At 67.9% G+C, this 17071-nt stretch carries 18 protein-coding genes; 5 read left to right on the top strand and 13 right to left on the bottom strand.

All coding sequences use genetic code 11. The features are described 5' to 3' along the window. The first annotated feature begins 49 nt into the window (after positions 1 to 49). A complete protein-coding gene (locus D7D52_RS19105; protein ID WP_120738289.1) occupies positions 50 to 928 on the top strand; it encodes a UTP--glucose-1-phosphate uridylyltransferase in 879 nt (292 codons plus the stop codon). A gap of 204 nt (positions 929 to 1132) precedes the next feature. Continuing rightward, positions 1133 to 2158: an alpha/beta hydrolase gene (locus tag D7D52_RS19100; protein ID WP_246023150.1), complete on the top strand. Its 1026-nt coding sequence runs from the start codon at positions 1133 to 1135 to the stop codon at positions 2156 to 2158. A 9-nt stretch (positions 2159 to 2167) separates the two neighbouring features. Here D7D52_RS19100 and D7D52_RS19095 read toward each other — a convergent pair whose 3' ends face one another. Further along, on the bottom strand, positions 2168 to 2611 hold the full coding sequence (locus D7D52_RS19095) for a MarR family winged helix-turn-helix transcriptional regulator (RefSeq protein ID WP_120738285.1): 444 nt from the start codon (positions 2609 to 2611) through the stop codon (positions 2168 to 2170). A gap of 78 nt (positions 2612 to 2689) precedes the next feature. Here D7D52_RS19095 and D7D52_RS19090 point away from each other — a divergent pair, with 78 nt between their 5' ends. Continuing rightward, positions 2690 to 3766, top strand: coding sequence for an ABC transporter permease (locus D7D52_RS19090; RefSeq protein WP_120744250.1), 1077 nt, complete (start codon positions 2690 to 2692; stop codon positions 3764 to 3766). A gap of 25 nt (positions 3767 to 3791) precedes the next feature. On the opposite strand, the gene D7D52_RS19085 is transcribed toward D7D52_RS19090, so the two are convergent. Beyond that, positions 3792 to 4334 carry a TetR/AcrR family transcriptional regulator gene (locus D7D52_RS19085; RefSeq protein WP_120738283.1) on the bottom strand — a complete coding sequence of 181 codons (543 nt, stop codon included), beginning with the start codon at positions 4332 to 4334 and terminating at the stop codon, positions 3792 to 3794. Between the two features lie 106 nt (positions 4335 to 4440). Between D7D52_RS19085 and D7D52_RS19080 the strand changes: the two genes are divergently transcribed. Further along, a complete protein-coding gene (locus D7D52_RS19080; RefSeq protein WP_120738281.1) occupies positions 4441 to 4854 on the top strand; it encodes an organic hydroperoxide resistance protein in 414 nt (137 codons plus the stop codon). 6 nt (positions 4855 to 4860) lie between these two features. Here the strand turns inward: D7D52_RS19080 and D7D52_RS19075 are convergent, their stop codons facing one another. Both D7D52_RS19075 and D7D52_RS19070 read right to left on the bottom strand, forming a co-directional pair. Then, complete coding sequence (locus tag D7D52_RS19075; protein WP_425464549.1) at positions 4861 to 5397, bottom strand: NlpC/P60 family protein; 537 nt, start codon at positions 5395 to 5397, stop codon at positions 4861 to 4863. 147 nt (positions 5398 to 5544) lie between these two features. Further along, the gene (locus D7D52_RS19070; RefSeq protein ID WP_120738279.1) at positions 5545 to 5826 is read right to left on the bottom strand and encodes a putative antibiotic biosynthesis monooxygenase; all 282 of its coding nucleotides are present in this window, start codon (positions 5824 to 5826) and stop codon (positions 5545 to 5547) included. A 130-nt stretch (positions 5827 to 5956) separates the two neighbouring features. Between D7D52_RS19070 and D7D52_RS19065 the strand changes: the two genes are divergently transcribed. Continuing rightward, positions 5957 to 6541 (top strand): TetR/AcrR family transcriptional regulator, encoded by a 585-nt coding sequence (locus D7D52_RS19065; RefSeq protein WP_120738277.1) that lies wholly within the window; start codon positions 5957 to 5959, stop codon positions 6539 to 6541. 52 nt (positions 6542 to 6593) lie between these two features. On the opposite strand, the gene ileS is transcribed toward D7D52_RS19065, so the two are convergent. From ileS to D7D52_RS19020, 9 genes are all read right to left on the bottom strand, one after another. Continuing rightward, positions 6594 to 9773 carry an isoleucine--tRNA ligase gene (ileS, locus tag D7D52_RS19060; protein WP_120738276.1) on the bottom strand — a complete coding sequence of 1060 codons (3180 nt, stop codon included), beginning with the start codon at positions 9771 to 9773 and terminating at the stop codon, positions 6594 to 6596. 294 nt (positions 9774 to 10067) lie between these two features. Continuing rightward, the gene (locus tag D7D52_RS19055; protein ID WP_120744248.1) at positions 10068 to 10271 is read right to left on the bottom strand and encodes a hypothetical protein; all 204 of its coding nucleotides are present in this window, start codon (positions 10269 to 10271) and stop codon (positions 10068 to 10070) included. 141 nt (positions 10272 to 10412) lie between these two features. Next, complete coding sequence (wag31, locus tag D7D52_RS19050) at positions 10413 to 11243, bottom strand: DivIVA-like cell division protein Wag31 (protein WP_120738274.1); 831 nt, start codon at positions 11241 to 11243, stop codon at positions 10413 to 10415. A 72-nt stretch (positions 11244 to 11315) separates the two neighbouring features. Then, the gene (locus tag D7D52_RS19045) at positions 11316 to 11618 is read right to left on the bottom strand and encodes a YggT family protein (protein WP_120738272.1); all 303 of its coding nucleotides are present in this window, start codon (positions 11616 to 11618) and stop codon (positions 11316 to 11318) included. A gap of 331 nt (positions 11619 to 11949) precedes the next feature. Further along, complete coding sequence (locus tag D7D52_RS19040) at positions 11950 to 12738, bottom strand: cell division protein SepF (RefSeq protein WP_120738270.1); 789 nt, start codon at positions 12736 to 12738, stop codon at positions 11950 to 11952. Positions 12739 to 13001: 263 nt separating this feature from the next. Beyond that, positions 13002 to 13775: a YggS family pyridoxal phosphate-dependent enzyme gene (locus tag D7D52_RS19035; protein ID WP_120738268.1), complete on the bottom strand. Its 774-nt coding sequence runs from the start codon at positions 13773 to 13775 to the stop codon at positions 13002 to 13004. Further along, positions 13772 to 14512 carry a peptidoglycan editing factor PgeF gene (gene pgeF, locus D7D52_RS19030; protein ID WP_120738266.1) on the bottom strand — a complete coding sequence of 247 codons (741 nt, stop codon included), beginning with the start codon at positions 14510 to 14512 and terminating at the stop codon, positions 13772 to 13774. Before pgeF ends, D7D52_RS19035 begins: the two co-directional genes overlap by 4 nt. Before the next feature lie 117 nt (positions 14513 to 14629). Further along, positions 14630 to 15898 carry a cell division protein FtsZ gene (gene ftsZ / locus D7D52_RS19025; protein WP_120738264.1) on the bottom strand — a complete coding sequence of 423 codons (1269 nt, stop codon included), beginning with the start codon at positions 15896 to 15898 and terminating at the stop codon, positions 14630 to 14632. A gap of 320 nt (positions 15899 to 16218) precedes the next feature. After that, positions 16219 to 17067, bottom strand: a complete 849-nt coding sequence (locus D7D52_RS19020) for a cell division protein FtsQ/DivIB (protein ID WP_120738262.1) — start codon at positions 17065 to 17067, stop codon at positions 16219 to 16221. Positions 17068 to 17071 lie beyond the last annotated feature (4 nt).

Here is a 17071-nt window from a genome sequence, read left to right as displayed (position 1 = left end):
CAAGCGGCTACCGACAGGTCCGTTCGTTCCCGTGTGTGATGATCGAGCCATGACGATTCGCAAGGCCGTGATCCCCGCCGCAGGCATCGGTTCGCGACTGCTGCCGCTGACCAAGGCGATCCCGAAGGAAATGCTGCCGGTGGGCGACAAGCCGGTCATCGAACACACCGTGCGCGAACTCGTGGCCTCCGGCATCACCGACATCACCATCGTCGTCAGCGGCGGAAAGTCGTTGATCCAGGATCACTTCCGCCCCAACCCGGCGCTGGTGGCGCAGTTGCGCGCCGACGGCAAGGCCGCCTACGCCGACGCCGTCGAGGAGGTCGGCGAACTCGGGCGCGCCGGGCACATCACCTATCTCGACCAGCACGGCCCCTACGGCAACGGCACCCCCGTGCTCAATGCCGCCCGCACCCTCGGCGACGAACCCATGCTGGTGCTGTGGCCCGACGACGTCTTCGTCGCCGAGGTGCCGCGCGCCCAGCAGCTGGTGGACGCCTACGAGAAGACCGGCGCGCCGGTGCTGGCGCTCATGCCGATGGATCCGGCCGAATCGCAGCGCTACGGCGTGCCGGTGGTGGAGGAGACCGTCGACGAGGGCCTGATGCGCATCAGCGGTCTCAAGGAGAAGCCCAAGACCACCGACGCGCCGTCGGCCTACGCGGCCATCGGCGGCTATGTGGTCACCCCCGGCATCATCGCCGAGCTGCGCCGGCAGGTCGACGACTGGTACACCCACCGCACCGGCGAGGTGTACCTGACCGACGCCATCAATATCTTCGCCGCCTCGAATCCGGTGTACGGCCAGGTCATTCGGGGTCGCTGGTACGACACCGGCAATCCGGCCGACTATCTGACCGCGCAATTCGCCTCGGCGCTGGCGCATCCGGAGTACGGTCCGCTGTTGCGTCAACTCGTCGCGGAGTAGTCACCGCCGCGTGACCCGGCGCGCCGATCGGCGCACAAGTGCCTTGCGCCACAACCACGCCAGGACCGATATTGTCGAAACCCGAAACATAGGGGCTTGTTTCGGCGATCATCCTGCTGGGTCGGGACACCCGTGGATCGAAGGTCGGTTTTGCTAGGCGGATTGGGCACCCGAGCGGCACTGCTCGCGGCGGCAAGTTGTTCTGTGGTCACTGCGGTCACCCTCGTCGTGCCCGTCGCACCGGCAGTCGCCGCCCCTCCCGACCCGGTCACCAGCACCGCGACCCTGGCGGCCACGCCGCTGTCCGAGGACGGCTCGGCCATCACCGCCTTCGAGGTGCACGACGCCCGCAACCTCACCCTGCACGTGCGCTCGGCGGCCATGAACAGCGAGATCCAGGTCGAGGTGCAGCGGCCCGCCGACGCCTCGCGGCCGCGGCCGGTGCTGTATCTGCTCAATGGCGCGGGCGGCGGCCAGGATACGGCGACCTGGAAGCGAAACACCGACTCCGCCCAGTTCTTCGGGGACAAGAACGTGAACGTGGTGATGCCGATCGGCGGCGCGTTCACCTACTACACCGATTGGCGCGCCCCAGATCCGAAACTCGGGCAGCCCATGTGGAAGACCTTCCTGACCGAGGAGCTGCCCCCGCTGATCGACGCGGCCCTGGACACCACGGGGATTCACGCCATCGCCGGCATGTCCATGTCGGGCACCTCGGTGCTGCAGCTGGCGATCGCCCGGCCCGGCCTGTATCGCTCGGTCGCCGCCTACAGCGGATGCGCGCAGATCAGCGATCCGATCGGGCAGAAGTTCGCCGATGTGGTGGTGGGCATCGGCGGCGGCAATCCGGTGAACATGTACGGCCCCTCCGACGATCCGGAATGGGCCGCCAACGACCCCTACGTGCACGCGGAAGACCTGCGCGGCATGGGAATCTACGTGTCCAACGGTTCCGGCCTGCCCGGCCGCCACGACAATGTGGCCGACGTGCGCACCCTCGGTCCGGCGGACGGCGGTCTGCCGCAACAGCTTCTGGTCGGCGGCATCCTGGAGGCGGCCAGCGACTGGTGCGCGCGCAATCTCAAAACCAAGCTGCACGACCTCGACATCCCGGCGACCTTCGACATCGCCAAGCCCGGCACCCATTCGTGGGGCTACTGGCAGGACGCGCTGCGGGCGTCCTGGCCGATCCTGGCCAAGGGCATGGACCTGCCCGACCACGATTGAGCCACCGCGTCATTCGTCGGCGGCGTTGTAGCGGACCAGGTACTCGGCCATGCGCTCGATGTCCGCGTCGTCCCAGTCGCGGAAGCGTTCGGTGAAGGCGGCGGCGCGGCGGCGGGCGGCGGCGCGGGCGACCTGCCTGCCCTCCGCGGTCGCCCGCAGCACCAGGTTGCGGCGGTTGGCCGGGTCGACGTCGCGCGCCAGGTAGCCCTCCCGTTCCAGCGCGGCCACCTGGCGGCTGACCGTCGACTTGTCGAGGTGGAAGTGCCCGGCCAGGTCCGCGGCCAGGCAGCCGTCGCGCTCGATCACCAGATCCAGAATGCTCGACGCCACCAGCGACAGCTCCGGATGCAGTTCGGTGGCGCGGCCGCGGGCGCGGCGGGCGAACGCGGTGAGCTCGCGTTGTATGACCTCGATCGCACCGGCCCGGCCGGGGAATGCGGGAACCCTCTCCATGGTTGTAGACTACAACTTCACTTGGTTGCATTTACCAACTATTGGAGAACGAACCCCGACCCCTTGGAGAACGAACCGATGGCCTCGCATCAGATCCGGCACGTCGTCACCCACCTGCTCACCCCGCTGCTCATGTGCCTCGGCATGGGGCTGGCCTATCTCGGCGCGTTCCACCAGCCCGAGCCCAATCACCTCGCGGTGGCCGTGGTCGGCGACAGCCCGCAGGTCAAGGTGCTGGCCCAGAGCCTCAAGGACAAGGGCGGCAATGCCCTCGACGTGATCACCGTGCCCAGCCGCGACGACGCGATGAGCAAGCTGCGCCACCGCGACCTCGCCGGGGCGTACGTGCCCGACGCGCAGAAACCCGAATTGCTGGTCGCCAAGGCCGGATCCGACACCACCGCCATGGCCGCCCAGGCCGTCTTCGGCCAGGTTGCGGGCTTGCAGAACGCGCCGCTGACCGTGACCGACGTGACCACCCCCAGCTCCGGCGATCCGACCGCGCAGGGCATCTTCTTCCTGCTGGTGGCGCTGAGCATCGGCTCCTACGGCAGCGTGGCCGCGATCGGCGCGGCGGGCGCGGGGCTGCCCATGTGGCAGCGCGGCGTGATCGGCCTGGTGACCTCGCTGCTGGTGAGCCTGATCGGACTGGCGCTGGCGGGCCCGGTCTTCCACGTGGTGGACCACGATCTGGGTGCGATCTGGGGCATGTCGTGGCTGTACTCGGCCGGCATCCTGGCCATCGGCATCGGCGCGCACACCTTCCTCGAGCGCTGGACCACGCTGGCCATGATGGTGCTGTTCGTGATGCTCAACTTCACCAGCTCCGGCGGCGTCTACAGCCCGTGGTTGCAGAACGACTTCTTCGGCACGCTGCACCACTTCTGGAACGGCGCGGGCTTCGTGGAGGGCGCGCGCGGGCTGCTCTACTTCGACGGCGCCGGACTGGGCGGGCGGATGGCGAGCCTGGTGCTGTGGTTCGCGGCGGGCGTGCTGCTGATGATCGTGGCGGGTCTGTCCGAGAAGCGGCGGGCGGCAACGGAACTCGCGCCAGCAGCGGTCACACCCGTCCCGGCCGCACCGATCGAACCGGCCCCGGTCGCCGCGCAGGACGATCCGGCCGAGGAGGAGATGGAGGAGGCGGTCGGCGTCTGATTCGCCGCCGCTATCGAATACCCGACTACGACCGAATACCCAACTGCGACAAGGCGGTCCGGATGCCCACCCGGACCGTATCGCCGTCTCCCACGCCGCCGCTGATGGTGACGCCGTCGCGGGTCATCAGCAGCACGCGGGCGGCGTCGTCGATGTCGGTGTGCCCGGCGGCGCGCAGCCGGTCGGCCATGAGATCGCGGAACCAGCCGCGGTAGTCGTCGACCACCGCGCGCACCGCGTGGTCCGGATTCGGGAACTCCACAGCGGCATTGAGGAACGGGCAGCCGCGGAAGCCCGGCTCGCAGCTGAGCTGCCCGAGGCGGTCGAAGATGCCGACGATGGAGTCGGTCCCCTGCCCCGGAATGGCCTCCAGAATCTCGCGCTGGCGGGCGTATTCGCGCACCAGGTAGGCGACGACCAGGTCTTCCTTGGTTTTGAAGTGCCGATAGAAGGTGGCCTTCGCGATGCCCGCCTCGGCGATGATGCGATCGATCCCGACGGTGTGGATGCCCTCGGCGTAGAACAGCCGAGTCGCGGTGTCCAGCAGGCGATCACGCGCTTCGCTCATGGCGGACTGCACTCCTTCCCCGGTCGGGTGTCGGTATTGACGATAGCAGACAGGTCTGTCTACTCTGAACACCGTCGGTACAGACAAGTCTGTCTAGGAGATCGCAATGCCCAAGCTTTTCACCTCGTCCGCTACCTCCGTCGGCCGCGAAGGCCGCTCGGTCAGCTCCGACGGTTACCTCGACCTGAAGCTGGCCCAGCCCAAGGAGGCCGGCGGCAGCGGTGACGGCACCAATCCGGAGCAGCTGTTCGCCGTGGGCTACTCGGCCTGCTTCGCGGGCGCGCTGCAGGTCGTGGCCCGCAATGCCGGCGTCACGCTCGGCGACGCCTCGGTGACCGCGGACGTCAGCCTGAACAAGGAGGAGGAGACCGGGTTCGGCATCTCCGTCGTGCTGCGCGTCGAGCTGCCCGAGGAACTGCAGAACGAGAAGGGCCGCGAGCTGGTCGAGGCCGCCCACCAGGTGTGCCCGTACTCGAAGGCCACCCGGGGCAACATTCCCGTGGAACTCGTTGTCGAGTAAGACGTTTCAGTAGAACCGGCGAATGGAGTAGATGTCGAACCGGCTCAGCGGAGTCAGGCCGACGGGCACACCCCAGTCGTACGCGTTCACGATATTGCCGCCTCCCGCGTAGATGCCTACGTGGGAGGCGTCGTCGTTGAGGACCACGACATCACCGGGTTGCAGTGCGCCGTAAGGCACTTCGAGCCCGGCGTCGGCCTGCTGATAGGTGGTGCGCGGCATATCGATGCCGACACTGCGAAAAGCCCACTGCACCAGGCCCGAACAATCCCAGGCGTCCGGCCCGACGGCACCCCAGCGGTAGGGCTTGCCGACCTGGGTGGTGGCCAGCCCCAGCGCGACCACGGCACGCGGACTGGCGAGGGGAATCTGCGCCGAACCACTGGCACTGCCGGACGCCGACCCGGAGGCACTGCCGGACGCTGACCCCGAGGCGGACCCGCTGTCCGCGTGGCCGAGTCCCGCCCAGAGGGTCATGGCGATCGCCACGGCCGAGGTGGTGGTGAGCAGAGATGCGAAACGGTGAAGCTGCCTGCGAGCCATACGCGCCCCCTCATCGGTGATACCGCGGGGTGAAGCCCGACACCGCGAGGACGACATCGGCCAAGCCGTTAGCTAGCTATCAGCCGTTCTATCGCACCGGCAACACACGCCACAAGAGAACCCGCCCCGGCGTGTCCCGAGCTCACCTCACCGTGCGCGGCCGATGCGCAGGCTCAGCCGGTGGTTGGCCTTGGTCAGCATCGGAATCAACAGATAGGCGGTGGTAGGCACCACGACGACGGTCAGCAGCAAGGTGCGCACCACCAGCGGCAGTCCCGCCATCAGCGGTCCGAGCACGGCCAACGCCAGGGTGATGGTCGGGTACACGGCCAGCCAGGTGATCAGCGCCCGCCGATGCACCGACGGAACCGCGGCGGGGGCAGCGACATTCACGACCGGAGTGGTGACGGTAGTGGTGAGGGTGGTCATTGTTCGCTCCTAGCGACCGAGATCCCGATTCCTTCTGCGAGACGGTCCGTCTCGTCTCATCAAAATAGGCCGCCCTCGCACCCCTGTCAAGACGAGACGTTCCGTCTCGTTTCAGCGGTAGACTGACCTCATGGCCCAGCACCCGAATCCAGAACTGCGCAGCGCCAAATCGCATCAGGCGATCCTGGACGCCACCTTCGAACTCGCGGTCGCCAAGGGCTACGGCAAGCTCACCATCGAGGCCATCGCCGCCAAGGCCGGCGTCGGCAAGCAGACCATCTACCGCTGGTGGCCCTCCAAGGGCGCGATCGCGCTCGAGGCCATCAACGACCAGATCGGTTCCGCCACCGACTTTCCCGATACCGGGGACATCGCCGCCGACCTGAAGACCCAGATCGCCGGACTGTCGCGCATGCTCGCCGGGGACGTCGGCTGCGTCTATCGCGGTGTCATCGCCGAGGCCCAGCACGATCCGAAACTGCTGGAGACCGTCCGGGAGACCTTCACCGAGCCGAGGGCGCGCAATGCCGCGCGCCGCCTCGAAGCCGCCATGCGCGCGGGCCAGATCCGCGACGATCTTCCCATGCAGACCCTGACCAACATGTTGTACGGCCCGGTCTATCTGCGCTTCCTCCTCGGTCAGGGCGAGGTGCTCGAAGTCGCGAGCTTGGTCGACCCCATCCTCGAGGGGCTGCGGCCCAGGCCGAGTGCCTGACGCTAGGGCGAAGGGGCGGAACCGGTTCGGTTCCGCCCCTTCGACTATCGGGTCACGCCTTGGTGATCGAGGCCCGCACGCCGCCGGCGATTTCGGGGGCGTCCGCGGCCGTCGCACCGAAAGTCAGTGCGGTGGCGAGGATTTCGCCCGCGATCAGGTCGCGGTGGGTTTCGGCCCAGGACAGGCGGTCGGCGGGGACGTCGAGGACCACGGTGATGCGGTCGGAGACGTCCAGGCCCAGGGATTTGCGGGTTTCCTGGAGGTCGCGGATGAGGTCGCGGGCCCAGCCTTCGGCCTCGAGTTCCTCGGTGACGACCGAATTCAGCACCACCAGACCGGCGTTGCCGGGCAGGGCGGCGGTGGATTCGGGTTCGGCGGCGACCAGGCGCTGGGTGTATTCCTCGGGGAGCAGGGCGATTCCGGCGGCGGTGACGGTGCCGTCGGCGGCCTCGGTCCACTCCCCCGCCTTGACGGCCTTGATCACCGTCTGCACGTCCTTGCCGATGCGCGGGCCGGCGGCGCGCGCGTTCACCACGAGTTCGAAGCGGCCGTGCGCGGCCACGTCGGTGGTGAGGTCGACGCGTTTGACGTTCACCTCGTCGGCGACGAGATCCACGAAGGGACGCAGGCTTTCGGCGTCGGCCGCGGCCACGGTGACCTCCGACAGCGGCAGCCGCACCCGCAGGTTCTGGGCCTTGCGCAGGCTCAGCACCGTGGAGCAGACCGTGCGCACCTCGTCCATCGCCGACACCAGCGCGGCGTCGTGCGGCAGCTCGTCGGCGGCCGGCCAGTCGGCCAGGTGCACCGACCGCGCGCCGGTGAGACCGCGGTAGATCACCTCGGTCAGCAGCGGCAGCAGCGGCGCGGCCAGCCGCGTGGTCACCTCGAGCACCGTGTGCAGGGTGTCGATGGCGTCGCGGTCCTCCTCCCAGAAGCGCGAACGCGACCGGCGCACATACCAATTGGTGAGCGCGTCGGCGAAGGTGCGCAGCTCGTCGCAGGCGGCGGCGATGTCGTACACCTCGAGGGCGTCGGTCATCACGTCGCGGGTCTGCGCGAGCTTGGCCAGGATGTACCGGTCCAGCACGTGCTCGGAGTCGGTGCGCCAGGTCCCGGGCTGGGAAGCGTAGAGCTGCAGGAAGGTCCACGCGTTCCACAGCGGCCGCAGCGCCTGGCCGACGCCCTCGCGGATGCCGCGCTCGGTGACGATCAGGTTGCCGCCGCGCAGCACCGGCGACGCCATCAGGAACCAGCGCATGGCGTCGGAGCCGTCGCGGTCGAAGACCTCGTTGACGTCCGGGTAGTTGCCCTTGGACTTGGACATCTTGAGGCCGTCGTCGCCCAGCACGATGCCGTGCGCCACAACGGACTTGAACGCCGGCCGGTCGAACAGCGCGGTCGAGAGCACGTGCAGGTTGTAGAACCAGCCGCGAGTCTGACCGTTGTACTCGACGATGAAATCGCCGGGGCTGTGCGGCGCGCTGTCGGAGGTGCCCTCGAACCACTCCTTGTTCTCGAACGGGTAGTGCACCTGCGCGTACGGCATGGACCCGGACTCGAACCAGCAGTCGAGCACCTCCGGGGTGCGCCGCATCATCGACTTCCCGGTCGGGTCATCGGGATTCGGGCGGACGAGGTCGTCGATCATGGGCCGGTGCAGGTCGGTCGGCCGCACCCCGAAGTCGTGCTCGATCTGATCCAGCGAGCCGTACACGTCCACACGCGGATAGGCCGGATCGTCGGAGATCCACACCGGGATCGGCGCGCCCCAGTACCGGTTGCGGCTGATGTTCCAGTCGCGCGCGTTCTCGAGCCACTTGCCGAACTGGCCGTCGCGGATGTGCTCGGGAACCCAGGTGATCTCCTTGTTGAGCTCCACCATGCGGTCGCGGAACTTGGTGACCGCCACGAACCAGGACGGCACCGCCATGTAGATCAGCGGCTGGCCCGAACGCCACGAGTGCGGGTAGGAGTGCTCGATGGTCTCGTGCCGCAACAGCTTTCCGGCGGCCTTGAGGTCCTTGATGATGACCGGGTTGGCGTCGAAGACCATCAGTCCCTCGTACGGCGGCACCATGGAGGTGAACTTGCCGCCCGCGTCCAGCGGCTGCACGATCTCGATGCCGTTGGCGGTGGCGACGTCCATGTCCTCCTCACCGAAGGCCGGTGCGAGGTGCACGATGCCGGTGCCGGAGTCGGTGGTCACGTAGTCCGCGTTCAGGACTCGATGCGCGTGCGGGTGGCCGCGGAAGAAGTCGAACGGCGGCAGGTAGTCCAGGCCCGCCAGCGCCGCGCCCGAATGCTCCGACAGCACCGTCGGCTCCTCGCCGAACTCCCGCGCGTAATGCGAGACGCGCTCGGCGGCAAGCACATACCGCTTGCCGTCCTTGGCCTCGAGATGCGCGTAGGTGACGTCCGGATGCACCGCGATCGCCAGGTTGGACGGCAGGGTCCAGGGCGTGGTGGTCCAGATGAGGGCGTTCGCGCCGTCGAGGGCGTGCAGCGGATGCTCGGCCGGAACCCGCAGCACCATGTCCACGGTGACGGCCGGGTCTTGGCGCATGCGGTAGGAGTCGTCGAGACGCGCCTCCTGATTCGACAGCGGCGTCTGCTCGTACCAGCTGTAGGGCAGCACCCGGAAGCCCTGATAGATCAGCCCCTTGTCGTACAACGACTTGAACGCCCACATGACCGATTCCATGAAGTCGAGGTCGAGGGTTTTGTAGTCGTTGTCGAAGTCGACCCACCGCGCCTGGCGGGTCACATAGTTACGCCACTCGTTGGTGTAGCGAAGTACCGAGGATTTGCACGCGGCATTGAATTCCGCCAGACCCATGGCATCGATCTGTGATTTGTCCGTGATACCGAGCTGCTTCTCCGCTTCGATTTCCGCGGGCAGGCCGTGAGTATCCCAACCGAATCGCCGTTCCACCTTCTTCCCGCGCATGGTTTGGAATCGCGGGATCAAATCCTTGACGTATCCGGTGAGCAGATGGCCGTAGTGCGGCAACCCGTTGGCGAAGGGCGGACCGTCGTAGAAGACGAATTCCTCTGCATCGGAACGGTTCTCGATGCTGGCGCGGAAGGTGTCGTCGGCGGCCCAGTAGTCGAGGACCCGCTGCTCCAGCTCGGGGAAGGACACCTGGCCGGACGTCTTGCTCAGCTCGACGCGGGGGTATGCGCTGCGCGCATCGGATGTCGCTGCGGTGCGGGTGGTGGTCTCGTCCGCCATGGCGGCCTCTCGTCTCCTCGTGCCAACATCGTGGGCACGGGGACGATGGCGACGCCGGTGCGTCACGACCGCGGTACCACCCCGCTTGCCCGGCCGTCCGGGGCCGAACCCCTTGTGCGACCGCGCCTCTCGTTGCGAGCTGTGACGGGCTCACCCGTTCGGTTCTACTGAGCGAGCGGACTCGCCGTTCTTCCGAAGACTCCCCGGTGATGGCCGGATCAACGCCGTATAGCTGTTCTCATACTAGCGGGGCGGGTCCAGCGGTTATTCCGCGGACCCGCCCCACGCTTGCGGCTAGTGTTTCGCGTGTCTGCCGCCCGGTCGCGACGAGGCGTCCGGTTCTTCGGTCCGCAGCGACAACGCACTGACGAGCAGCAGCACCGCGCCGATCACGCACACGATGATGCAGCCCCATGCCCAGATCACCGAACCGGTGGTCAGTGCGGTCACCAGCAGGCCGAAGCCGATGGCAGCGAGCGCGAGCGTCACTACGAGCAAGTGCACCATCCCCTCGTTGGGCTTCGATGACGGTGGCCATCGGAGGCACTGCCATCGAAGTACAGGAAAGGTTGGCGGCGATGCCCTACCGCCCCGGTTCTCACCCGGTCCGGCGTGGCATCGGTGGCCGTAGGTACGACTTTACTTGCTGCCCTTGAGAAGTGCGCCGTTGCCCGACGCGTCCGCGCCGAACTCGCCGCCGTCGACCGGAACCGCCGAACCACGGTTCTCCAGCTCCTCCAGCTGCGACTCCAGGTAGGACTTCAGGCGCACCCGGTATTCGCGCTCGAAGGTCTTGAGCTGCTCGATGCGGCTCTCCAGCACGCTGCGCTGCTGGGTGATGGTGGCCATGATCTCGGTGTGCTTGCGCTCGGCGTCGGCCTGCAGGGCGTCGGCCTTCTCCTTGGCCTGGCGCAGCTGGGAATCGCTGCGGGTCTGCGCGTCCGACAGCATGGCCTCGGCTTTCTGGCGGGCGTCGGCGATCATGGCCTCGGAACGGGTGCGGGCATCGCTGACCAGTCGCTCGGAGTTGGCTCTGGCGTTGGCGAGCAGTTGCTCGGCCTCGGTCTTGGCGTCGGAGGTGAGGCGGTCGGCCATCTCCTGGGCCAGCGAAAGGACCTTGGCGGCCTGCAGATTGGCGTCCGCGGAGGGGGCGTCCTGCTTGATGGCGGCGACCGGGGCCGGGGCCGGCATGGGGGCCGGGGGCGCGGGCGGGGCGGCCTTGATGGGCTCCGGCGCGATGGGCGCCTTCACGGTCTGGACCGCGGGGCCGCGATTCTTCTTGGCATCCGCCAGTTCCGCGTCCAACTCGGCAACGCGCTGGCGAAGATCGGCATTCTCCTCGATGAGGCGTGAGAGCTCCTGCTCGACCAGGTCGAGGAAGGCGTCGACTTCGTCCTCGTTGTATCCGCGCTTCCCGATCGGCGGTTTGCTGAACGCGACGTTATGAACATCGGCGGGGGTCAGCGGCATGGAACGATCCCTTCACGCTTCGTATGGAGATCTAGCGGTAGATCTGGGCAAGCTTTTCTTCCGGCCATTCTGTCACACCTGAGCTATCGACTGCCCTGCCTGGCCCGTGATCGTCATCAAGATGAACACGATGAAAAGCAAGACCATAATGGACAGATCGAGCCGAATTCCCCCAAGATTCACAGGGGGTATCAAACGCCTCAGAAGTTTCACCGGAGGGTCGGTGATCGTGAAGACAACCTCCAGGATGATCACCACGAAGCCCGTGGGCCGCCAGTCTCGCGCGAAGCTGCGGATGAACTCGACGATGACTCGGCTGATCAGCAACAGCCAGAAGAGGAACAACAGTAGGTTCAGCACCGGGAACAGGGCCACCGCACCACTCTGCCTCAGAACTCATGATCAGCAAAATAGAAACACTGATCGCCCCGGTCACAGCTGAACGGTCGTCGCATGACTGCCCGGGCGGCGCACCGGCACACATCGTGGCACTCGGATACCCGGCAAGTCGGGCACAAGACTCCCCCACAATCCCCCGCGACAAAGTCGCAACCCCCGTAGACGCAACGTAAATCGTTGCCTTGGTTTACTTCTGGTCCGACCCAACTCTCGGGCACCCGGTGTGGCTTACTTCGAGCGGCGTGCTCGGCCCCGTGCCACAGGGGTTTCAGGGGCGTGCCCCCGAGAGTCCCGAGAGTGGGCTCTCCTACTTCTGGTTGTAGAAGCCGTTTTCGGCGATGCGGCGGCGTTCCTCGGCGGAGACGTCGACGTCGGCGGGCGAGAGCAGGAAGACCTTGGTCGCCACCTTGTCGAACGAACCACGCAGGGCGAAGGCCAGACCCGCGGCGAAGTCCACCAGGCGGCGGGCGTCGGAGTTGCTCATCTCGACCAGATCCATGATGACCGGCGTGCCGTCGCGGAAGCGCTCACCGATGATGGCCGCCTCCGCGTAGGTGCGCGGGCGCAGAGTCGTGATCTTGGACAAGGTGCCTCCGTCCTCGAAGATCTGGGGACGGCGGGCCGCCTCGGCCCGGCGCTCCTGCTCCCGCAGATCCTCGATGCGACGCTCCGCGTCGGTATCCATCGCGAGCGCGCCGCGCGTGCTGCCGCGCACCATGGGCGCGCTGCCGCCCATGGACCGGGTGCGGCTGGACGGCGCGGTGTCGATGCGAGTGGGCCGGCGCGACGGCTCGTAGCGGTCGTCGGCGTCGTAGCGCTCGCGGTGATCGCGAATGTCGTCGATGTAGTCGTCCCGCCGGGACGCGCTGTAGGCCGGCTGGTAGGGGGCCTTGTAGGACGGCGGCTCGTAGGCGGGCTCGTCGTCGTAGCGGTCCTCGCCGTACCGGTCGTAGTCGCGTTCGGCGTAGGACCGGGGACGACGCTGGCCACGCTCATCGGCGCTCCGGACGGCCCCGCGATCGTCGACGTAATCGTCTTCGTAATCCTCGAGCGGAACCATCCCGAAGTACGCCTTGAACTTATGCAGCGTGCTCATGCTTCCACCTCGCTGGCGCTCGGCTCCAGCACGAGCACGCTCGTGGCTGCGTTTTTTACCCGCTCGCTGCGCTCGCTCATGCTTCCACCTCGCTGGCGCTCGGCTCCAGCACGAGCACGCTCGTGGCTGCGTTTTTTACCCGCTCGCTGCGCTCGCTCATCTGGTCGACCTTCCTTCGGCCCCGGTGGCCTGGGGTGTTGTCCTGCTCAGACCTCGTCTGTCACCAAGCATATGTTTCGAATGTGACTGGTGAGGTTTCTTTGCTACGCCGAGGTTATCGGTCGCGCGCCCATCAGGGCAGTACCGACACGCACGCACGTGGATCCGTGGCGGACCGCCGACTCCAAGTCACCGGACATGCCCGCCGACAGTTCGTTCGCCTCCGGATGAACGCTCGTTAACGCGGCGTGGATGCGGGCGAGTTGCTCGAAGGCGGCATCGGGTTCGACATCCAGCGGCGGGATGGCCATCAAGCCCGCGAGCTGCAGCGATTCCGAGCCGGCGACCCGATCGGCGAGCGCGTGCAGGGCCGCGTCGCGGACGCCGCCGCGCTCGGGATCGGCGTCGAGGGAGACCTGCAGCAGCACGCGCAAGGGGGTGGTGCGGATTCCGTCGTCGAGAGCCGCCCGAGCGCCCGCGTCCAGGGCGGCGGCGAGCCGGTCGCTGTCCACCGAGTAGACGGTATCGGCCCAGCGTGCAACGGATTTCGCCTTGTTGCGCTGGAGCCGCCCGATGAACTCCCAGCGTATCTGGGACAGGCGTCCCAGCTGCGCCACCTTGCCCGCCGCCTCCTGTTCGCGGGACTCGCCGAACTCGCGGCGGCCGAGTCGATAGAGGATCTCGATATCCGAGGCGGGGAAGAACTTGGTGACCGGCAGCAGGCGAACCTCGCCCGGATCGCGGCCCGCGGCCCGGCACGCTGCGGCGATTCGCTCGATGAGCGCTGACAGCGAGGATTCCAGCTCCGCGGCGCGGCCCGGCGCGGACGTGATTCCCGTCGCATCGGAACCCGTTGCTGCCGTGAAACTCTCGGTCATTCTGAAACTCCCTCGGATGACATCCAAATCACACCGGCGAGTCGTCCCGTCGGCGCGCCGCGCCGGTGCGAGAACAGCGTCTTGTCCTCGATGGTGCACCGCGGGTCCACCGCGACCGCGCCCACCCCGGCCGCCTCCAGCTGCCGCCGGATGCCCGCGCGCAGATCCAGCCCCGGCGTGCCCTTGGCGGTGGTGGTCGCGCTGCCCGGCAGATGCGCCTCCACATCCGCGCGCATGGCGGCGGGCACCTCGTACTGGCGACCGCTGGCCGCCGGTCCGAGGAACGCGCCGATGCGCTCGGGCCGCGCGCCCACCGACACCATGGCCTCCAGCACCCGCGGCACGATCCCGATGCGCGCCCCGATGCGTCCGGCGTGCACCGCCGCGATCACCCCGGCTTCGTCGTCCGACAGCAGGATCGGCACACAGTCGGCGGTCAGCACCACCAGCGCCAGATCCCGCCGCGTGGTCACCAGCGCATCCGTGGCAGGCACCGGCTCGGTGCGCGGGCCGTCCACGATCTCGACAGTGCGGCCGTGGATCTGTTCCATCCACACCAGGCGGTCCGGCGACAGGCCGAGACTCTCCGCCAGCCGAACCCGATTGCGCCGCACCGCCTCCGGATCGTCCCCCACGTGATCACCCAGATTGAAGGTGTCGTAGGGAGCCTGGGAGAACCCGCCGGCGCGCGTCGTCGTCACGCGCCTGGTCCGGAAAATCGGTGCCGCTGAAGTCATGCCTTCGAGGGTAGTAGCCATCGCCGGGCTACCCGCCACGCGCCGTAAGCGAACGCGCCCGTCCCCGGAATCCGGGGCGGGCGCGTTCGCGAACGAATTCGCTGGTGGCGGTAGGGCTTACCGCCGCATGAAGGACGGGACGTCGACATCGTCGTCATCGGCGTCCGGGGGCTGGATGTGGTTGCGGGAGTTGCCGCCGATGGTGGGGTCCACCGTGGTCGGCCGGGGCGCGCCGTAGGAGGGGGCCGGGCCGCGCTCGGCGACCGGGGCGGGCGGCGGCGTGGCCGGGGCGGGCGCGGGCTCGGCCGGGCGGGCCGGTTCGGCGGCGCGCGCCGGGGTGTAATCGGTGCTGCGGCTTACCGATCCGGCCGAGGCCGAGGCGGTGCTGCTGGCGGTGCTGCTGAAGCGGCTGACCGCGGTTTCGATGCGGCGCGAGGGCCCGCTGCCGTCGAAGCCGGCGGCGATCACCGTGACGCGGACCTCGTCGCCGAGGGAGTCGTCGATGACCGTACCGAAGATGATGTTGGCCTCGATGTGCGCGGCCTCCTGCACCAGCGAGGCGGCCTCGTTGATCTCGAACAGGCCCAGATCCGAACCACCCGCGATGGAGAGCAGCACGCCGTGCGCGCCGTCCATGGACGCTTCCAGCAGCGGCGAATTGATCGCCGCCTCCGCGGCCTTCACCGAACGGCCCTCGCCGCGTGCGGAACCGATGCCCATGAGCGCCGAGCCCGCGCCGGACATGACCGACTTGACGTCCGCGAAGTCGACATTGATCAGACCCGGGGTGGTGATCAGGTCGGTGATGCCCTGAACACCGTTGAGCAGCACCTCGTCCGCGGAACGGAAGGCGTCCATCAGGCTGACGGCCGCGTCGCCCAGCTGCAGCAGCCGGTCGTTGGGGATGACGATGAGGGTGTCGCAGGACTCGCGCAGGGCCTGGATGCCCGCCTCGGCCTGGTTGCTGCGGCGCTTGCCCTCGAACGAGAACGGCCGCGTGACAACGCCGATGGTGAGCGCGCCGAGCTTGCGGGCGATGGACGCCACGACGGGCGCGCCGCCGGTGCCGGTGCCGCCGCCCTCGCCGGCGGTCACGAAGACCATGTCCGCGCCCTTGAGGACTTCCTCGATCTCGTCCTTGTGGTCCTCGGCGGCCTTGCGGCCCACCTCCGGATCCGCGCCGGCGCCGAGACCGCGGGTGAGTTCGCGGCCGACATCGAGTTTCACGTCGGCATCGGACATCAACAACGCCTGCGCGTCGGTGTTGACGGCGATGAACTCGACTCCCTTGAGTCCCTGTTCGATCATCCGGTTGACGGCATTCACGCCGCCGCCGCCGATACCGACGACCTTGATCACAGCAAGGTAGTTGTGCGGGGGCGTCATGGGCTCTCGCCTTCCTTCGATCTGAAACAGCTTGTCGTCTTCGGCTACTGGCAAAACCCTGGCGCTTTGGTCTCGGTCCCATAAACCCTCAACCACAGCTTCAGCGTTATGTCAAGTATCCGACTGGTGCGGAACGGTATTCGCAGCCACCGCGTTACTTGCGCAGGCGCGCCGAAACGAGTGTCAGAATCTTGTGTGATTCGCCTCGTCCGGCCCACCCGAGCATCGTATCGTGGACGGTTGCCCTCCGGTCCTGGATCGGAACCGACGGTGCCCTTCCGGCAAACCACCGAAAATTTCGGCGGCCCAATGGGTATCGCTCACTTTACCGTGACCAGATTCGGACTCGTAACATCGAATACCTTGCCCGGCTGGGAAAGCAGGGGCCCGACCACCGCCGCCTTGCGCGCGGAATCACCGGTGCCGCCCCACAGCACCGTACGCCCGTCACGCAACTCCAGGGCAATATCCGAAACCGAACGGGCCACAACCGCTCCCACCCCGATCTGATCACGCAGTGGGATCGGCAGGGCGGACATCACCGCGACCGCGGCCCTGGTCGCCGGATCCGAACCGCCCGGATGGTCGGTAATCAGTTTGGGCACTCCGGGTCCCGGCGGCTCGATGGCGAATTCCACGCTGTCGCAATCGAGCAGATGCGTCCCCTCCGGAGTCTCGAAGTACAGCACCGGCGTGCGCTCGACCACGGTCACCTCGACGGTGGACGGGAACACCCGCTGCACCCGCGCGGAGCGGACCTTGGGCAGCCGCGCGACCCGCTCGGCCAACGCGTCGGTGTCCAGCCGCAGCATCGACAGCCCGTCGGGCACCCGCAGCGCGTCCTGAACCTGTTGTTCCGGAATGGCGGACAGGCCCTCTACCCGCACCGTGCGCACCGCCAGCAGTGGCGTGAACCAGCCGACCAGTCCCACCGCGATCAGCGCGATCACGCCGAGCAGCACACCCAGCCGGACCCGGCGCGAACGCCAGACCGGGGCGAACCGCGACTCACGCCGAGCGCGACCGCGCCGCAACCGCGCCCGCCGCGCCGCCGAGCTCTCGACGGCCTCGAGGTCCTCGTCCGTCGCGCCGGTGCCGCCCGGATCCGCTTCGTCCCACTCGTCTTCGGCCGTGCCCGGTGTCCTCGGCGGCGCACCACCCGCGCTCATCCGG

The sequence above is a fragment of the Nocardia yunnanensis genome (genome assembly GCF_003626895.1).
GTDB classification, from domain to species: domain Bacteria; phylum Actinomycetota; class Actinomycetes; order Mycobacteriales; family Mycobacteriaceae; genus Nocardia; species Nocardia yunnanensis.
The sequence above is the reverse complement of the archived record's forward strand: the minus strand, read 5'-3'. Positions and strand labels throughout refer to the sequence as shown.

Coding starts and splice junctions, on each gene's coding strand:
- D7D52_RS19090 (WP_120744250.1), top strand. CDS start 2,690: ATGGCCTCGCATCAGATCCGGCACGTCGTCACCCACCTGCTCACCCCG.
- D7D52_RS19095 (WP_120738285.1), bottom strand. CDS start 2,611: ATGGAGAGGGTTCCCGCATTCCCCGGCCGGGCCGGTGCGATCGAGGTC.
- pgeF (WP_120738266.1), bottom strand. CDS start 14,512: ATGACTTCAGCGGCACCGATTTTCCGGACCAGGCGCGTGACGACGACG.
- D7D52_RS19105 (WP_120738289.1), top strand. CDS start 50: ATGACGATTCGCAAGGCCGTGATCCCCGCCGCAGGCATCGGTTCGCGA.
- D7D52_RS19080 (WP_120738281.1), top strand. CDS start 4,441: ATGCCCAAGCTTTTCACCTCGTCCGCTACCTCCGTCGGCCGCGAAGGC.
- D7D52_RS19070 (WP_120738279.1), bottom strand. CDS start 5,826: ATGACCACCCTCACCACTACCGTCACCACTCCGGTCGTGAATGTCGCT.
- D7D52_RS19065 (WP_120738277.1), top strand. CDS start 5,957: ATGGCCCAGCACCCGAATCCAGAACTGCGCAGCGCCAAATCGCATCAG.
- ileS (WP_120738276.1), bottom strand. CDS start 9,773: ATGGCGGACGAGACCACCACCCGCACCGCAGCGACATCCGATGCGCGC.
- D7D52_RS19085 (WP_120738283.1), bottom strand. CDS start 4,334: ATGAGCGAAGCGCGTGATCGCCTGCTGGACACCGCGACTCGGCTGTTC.
- wag31 (WP_120738274.1), bottom strand. CDS start 11,243: ATGCCGCTGACCCCCGCCGATGTTCATAACGTCGCGTTCAGCAAACCG.
- D7D52_RS19075 (WP_425464549.1), bottom strand. CDS start 5,397: ATGGCTCGCAGGCAGCTTCACCGTTTCGCATCTCTGCTCACCACCACC.
- D7D52_RS19040 (WP_120738270.1), bottom strand. CDS start 12,738: ATGAGCACGCTGCATAAGTTCAAGGCGTACTTCGGGATGGTTCCGCTC.
- D7D52_RS19035 (WP_120738268.1), bottom strand. CDS start 13,775: ATGACCGAGAGTTTCACGGCAGCAACGGGTTCCGATGCGACGGGAATC.
- D7D52_RS19020 (WP_120738262.1), bottom strand. CDS start 17,067: ATGAGCGCGGGTGGTGCGCCGCCGAGGACACCGGGCACGGCCGAAGAC.
- ftsZ (WP_120738264.1), bottom strand. CDS start 15,898: ATGACGCCCCCGCACAACTACCTTGCTGTGATCAAGGTCGTCGGTATC.